The organism is Dermacoccus sp. Ellin185 (assembly GCF_000152185.1).
Taxonomy (GTDB): Bacteria; Actinomycetota; Actinomycetes; order Actinomycetales; family Dermatophilaceae; genus Dermacoccus; species Dermacoccus nishinomiyaensis.
In genome coordinates, this window is sequence record NZ_AEIQ01000076.1 from 1 (window position 1) to 3,630 (window position 3,630).

At 63.9% G+C, this 3,630-nt stretch carries 4 protein-coding genes; 1 reads left to right on the plus strand and 3 read right to left on the minus strand.

Annotated elements, in window-relative coordinates; translation table 11 throughout:
- Positions 1 to 354 precede the first annotated feature (354 nt).
- Entirely contained in the window at positions 355 to 927 is a 573-nt protein-coding gene (locus HMPREF0321_RS16050; RefSeq protein ID WP_006945653.1) for a hypothetical protein, read from the plus strand.
- A gap of 70 nt (positions 928 to 997) precedes the next feature.
- Here the strand turns inward: HMPREF0321_RS16050 and HMPREF0321_RS07880 are convergent, their stop codons facing one another.
- The 3 genes from HMPREF0321_RS07880 to HMPREF0321_RS17400 all read right to left on the minus strand — a co-directional run bounded on the left by HMPREF0321_RS07880 (position 998) and on the right by HMPREF0321_RS17400 (position 2,923).
- The gene (locus HMPREF0321_RS07880) at positions 998 to 1,591 is read right to left on the minus strand and encodes a recombinase family protein (RefSeq protein WP_006945651.1); all 594 of its coding nucleotides are present in this window, start codon (positions 1,589 to 1,591) and stop codon (positions 998 to 1,000) included.
- Positions 1,573 to 1,812, minus strand: coding sequence for a hypothetical protein (locus tag HMPREF0321_RS07885; protein ID WP_139023597.1), 240 nt, complete (start codon positions 1,810 to 1,812; stop codon positions 1,573 to 1,575). The genes HMPREF0321_RS07880 and HMPREF0321_RS07885 overlap by 19 nt, the downstream gene beginning before the upstream one ends.
- 367 nt (positions 1,813 to 2,179) lie before the next feature.
- Complete coding sequence (locus tag HMPREF0321_RS17400) at positions 2,180 to 2,923, minus strand: AAA family ATPase (protein WP_083803235.1); 744 nt, start codon at positions 2,921 to 2,923, stop codon at positions 2,180 to 2,182.
- Between the last annotated feature and the right edge of the window lie 707 nt (positions 2,924 to 3,630).

Consider the following 3,630-nt stretch of genomic DNA (forward strand, 5'->3'; position numbering starts at 1 on the left):
CCCGCGCACGCGGAGATGAGCCCGTGCCAGCCCACCCACGGGTTCCGCATGTAGTTCAGAGCTATCAGCCCAGGCGATCCGCGCTGCGCGCCGCGATTCTGACCCGCGCGGCGCGGCCTACGCATTGGCGTCACTTGCGCCGTCGCCAGGATCGGATGATGCGTTCGAGGCGGCGGGCGCGGCCCTCGTCGGTTATTGCCCACGCAATGAGTCCAAGAATGAGGGTGAGTGCTGCTAGTTCCATAGTCGTGCCTTTCGTTCGGGGGCTGCTTTTCCACCCCTTCACTGGGTAATATCGGCACTTCGACAGGGCTTGAGCGGGCCGCTCCTCCATCCCCGTGTGATGATCTGACCATGATCCGTCGTATCGCGCTCATCGCCGCCCCTCTTCTTGCTGCTACTGGGTGCGGTGGTGGTAATTCGGCGCCGAGTGCTGAAGAGCTGGCACCGTCCTCGTCCGCCGCCGCGTCGCGGATTTCTGAGGCAGCAGGGTCGGCTCCCAGCGGTGACGCGCCGACGAAGAGCAGCGGCGTCGATCTTTCGTGTCCTCAGGGGCACGGCGTCTCGGGTGCATACGTCAGTAATGACGGCAGCGACGTAACGGTGTCATGGGCAGACCAACTCTCGACGTTCGACCAGCCGACGACGTACGTCTCGTACATCGTCACGCTGAAGAGCGCAGATGGGCAGCATTCGCGGCAAGTAGCGAAGAAGGCGTACACCAACGGTGATGAGGCATCCCAGTTCATCTACGACGAGAACGAGATGAAGCAGACGAACGTGACCGCCGACGGCGGCAACGGCACTGACTTGGGGTACAACATGACGTTCCCCGGCGCTCTCGCCGGCATGGGCGACGGCTGGACGGCGACCGGCACTGTGAACGTGGATGGGCAAGACATTCTGCAGTGCGAGCCTCGGTCGTAGGCGTCGGCGCGAAACAGACCCGTAGAGGCGGCGAGCCGCTGGCTCAACCCACCGGTTGAGCCAGCGCGCTTTAGGGCGTCGGCCGGGACCCGCTTAGAGCTCGCCGCACTGTGTCCCGCGACATTCCGTGCAGGCGCGCGATCTCCGAGATCGACATGCCCGACTCGTGCGCTGCGATCATCGCCGATCGCAGCGACGGGGTGACCTTCGTCGGGCGCCCAAGCTTCTTGCCCTGAGCGCGCGCTCGAGCGACACCCTCATTGGTGCGTTCGATCAGTCGGCGGCGCTCGAACTGCGCGAACGCGAGCATGAGGTTGATCTGAGCCTCACCCGCCGCTGAGTGCGGATCGAGTACACCCATGTCGTCGGTCTCCACCACGACGCCGCGCTGCGCGAGGTCGAGCACGGTCTCCATCGTCTCGAACATCGTGCGCCCCAGCCGGTCGATCTTTGAGCACACGATCACGTCGCCGTCGTCGACAGCTCGCACCAGCGCGTCGAACTCCGGCCTCGACTTCTTGGCACCTGAGCACACGTCCGCGTACACGTGGCGCGCTTCGATGCCTCGAGAAACCAGCGCTTCACGCTGAGTGTCGAGTGAGGCGCGCTGCTTGTCCGTCGAGACGCGCGCATAGCCGTACGTCGTCACCTGAGGTCGGGCCACAGTCGGGGGGAGACCTCCAGGACCTGCATCGTGTTGTCGGGGTCAGCCTTGAGCCACTCGACAACCTTGTCAGTGTCGAGCCGGTTTAGCTCTCTGGCTACCGTCTCTGTCTTCAAGATGTCAGCGTCGACAACATCTGCGTTGTCCTTCACCCCGCGTGCGTACTTGAAGAAACCGTCCTTATGCTCGCGCCACGCTTCACGCAGTTCGCTGTCAGTCATGCCGTCCTCCATCTGTCGAAAATCGGTCGATTCCCGCCACCCAGCCCGGCGGCAATCCTGTCGAGACGCCTCGCACTTTGCGCGCGGCCACCGGGGCTACATTCCACAATCGGCTCCGGTTGAGACGTCCCGTGCAAAGTAGTCTCAGCCCTCGGCGGCGAATGGTCGGCGCCGATCCTGCCCGCCGGGCGTGGCACCCCGTCTCGATGCCGACGCAGCGACCCCCCGCTGCTAACCCGGCAGTTGTCACGAACCAGACATCGGCCATGATCGCGAGCGATGTCAACGTTCCCTGCGCTCCCGCGAGCACGTCGCCCACGACCCCAGGCACTCCTCGACAGGCGCAGACGACCACGGTGTCGACGCCTTAGGGTTGGGAAGGTCGAGCAGGTGCAGATTTCCTCTTCAAACCGCACTGGACGCATCGTTGTCGCCGCGGGCTGATCCCGTCCGCTGGCAACGCTGTCCGGTGCAAGACCGCCCACAGCAGTTCCTCGACCGCTTGGTCTTCGAGAGGGGCAGTTGTGTCGACGCGCACGACGTCGGTGATGCCGAGTGGCCCCTCCCCATGGAGACTGTCCCACCAGGCTGTTTCTGCTCCGGCCTGTAAGTGCCGTGGGTGACGCGAGGCATCACCGCGGGCTCGGGCCAGGAAGCGGTCCCTGGCCATGTACACGGGCACCTCACACCACACCTCCACAACCTCGGACGCGAGGATTCCACAACCATGTAATCGCTCGACCACAGCCGCAGCCCGACCTGGACCACCGAACCAGGTCTCGATGATGACCCGCGGCCTCCGAGCGGTGAGGAACCACAAGAGGTCTTCAGCTTCTCGGCTCAGCCAGCCCGGGTCAGGTTCACTTGGGCAGGTGCCGGCGAGGACATCCTTGAGATCGTCCTTGGAGAAAAGAGTTGCTGACCAGACCCGCGCGAGTGCCGCGGCCAGCGTTGACTTACCGGCACCCGGCAGTCCGTTCACGATGACAAGCCTCGTTGCGGCCCGGTTCGGCCCGTCTCGTTCCTCATGTGCTGCCCCGTCGTGGAAGGTCATGCGCGCCCTCTCGCCCCTTAGGTAACCGTAACGAGATCGCTCCGGCCTGGCTGGCATTCGTGGTTTTGCATCCACCAGACCACTGCTGCGGCCACGCAAATCATCTCAAGCTCGACCGAGGTGTAAACCGCCCGCCGCGACGGCGGGTTGCTCGCCGGGGCGAGGCATCCAGTTAAGGATCGTGGCCAGCGCGATGGCGAGCGACGCTCCGACCGCGTCCATCGCGGCATGCTTCTGCACCAACTGCAACGGAGACGTGTGACCTCCTCCCGCCTACGGCCCGCATGGGGGAGGGGCCTGCGGCGTCCCCAACACATTTCACGGTACCCGGGCCAGCCCTGGGCGCAAGGGGGAACACATTATGGGTTCTTCTATCCCAGCAGTCGAGAAGACACGCCGCGCAGGGCCGTAGTTAAACTATTCGCCAGTTTGATCAAAGTAGAAGGCATCTCGACAAATCCCCCGCATCCGCAGGTGCGGCCCAACCTACCGAATAACCGTGGCGAAAAAGGATGTGCCTACAAAGTAGGCACCAGAGCCCATTTTGAGACGCTCACCTAGCACGACTTCGCCGCAGACGGGGCGCCCTAGCGCGGCGCCTGCACAATGAGCCGGCTTCGGCGCGGCGCGCAGCATGTTCCGAAGATGAAAAAGGCGGCCACGCAGCTACCGTTGACCATGACGGGCAATTGAACGGTAAACGTCATCAAGTTCGAAGCCATCATGCCTGAATCGCCCCGGGTTTGTTAGAGGCTGAGTAATGC

Bases quoted from the DNA above. Each gene is read 5' to 3' on its own strand.
- HMPREF0321_RS07885 (WP_139023597.1), bottom strand. From the start codon at position 1,812: ATGACTGACAGCGAACTGCGTGAAGCGTGGCGCGAGCATAAGGACGGT.
- HMPREF0321_RS16050 (WP_006945653.1), top strand. From the start codon at position 355: ATGATCCGTCGTATCGCGCTCATCGCCGCCCCTCTTCTTGCTGCTACT.
- HMPREF0321_RS17400 (WP_083803235.1), bottom strand. From the start codon at position 2,923: ATGCCAGCCAGGCCGGAGCGATCTCGTTACGGTTACCTAAGGGGCGAG.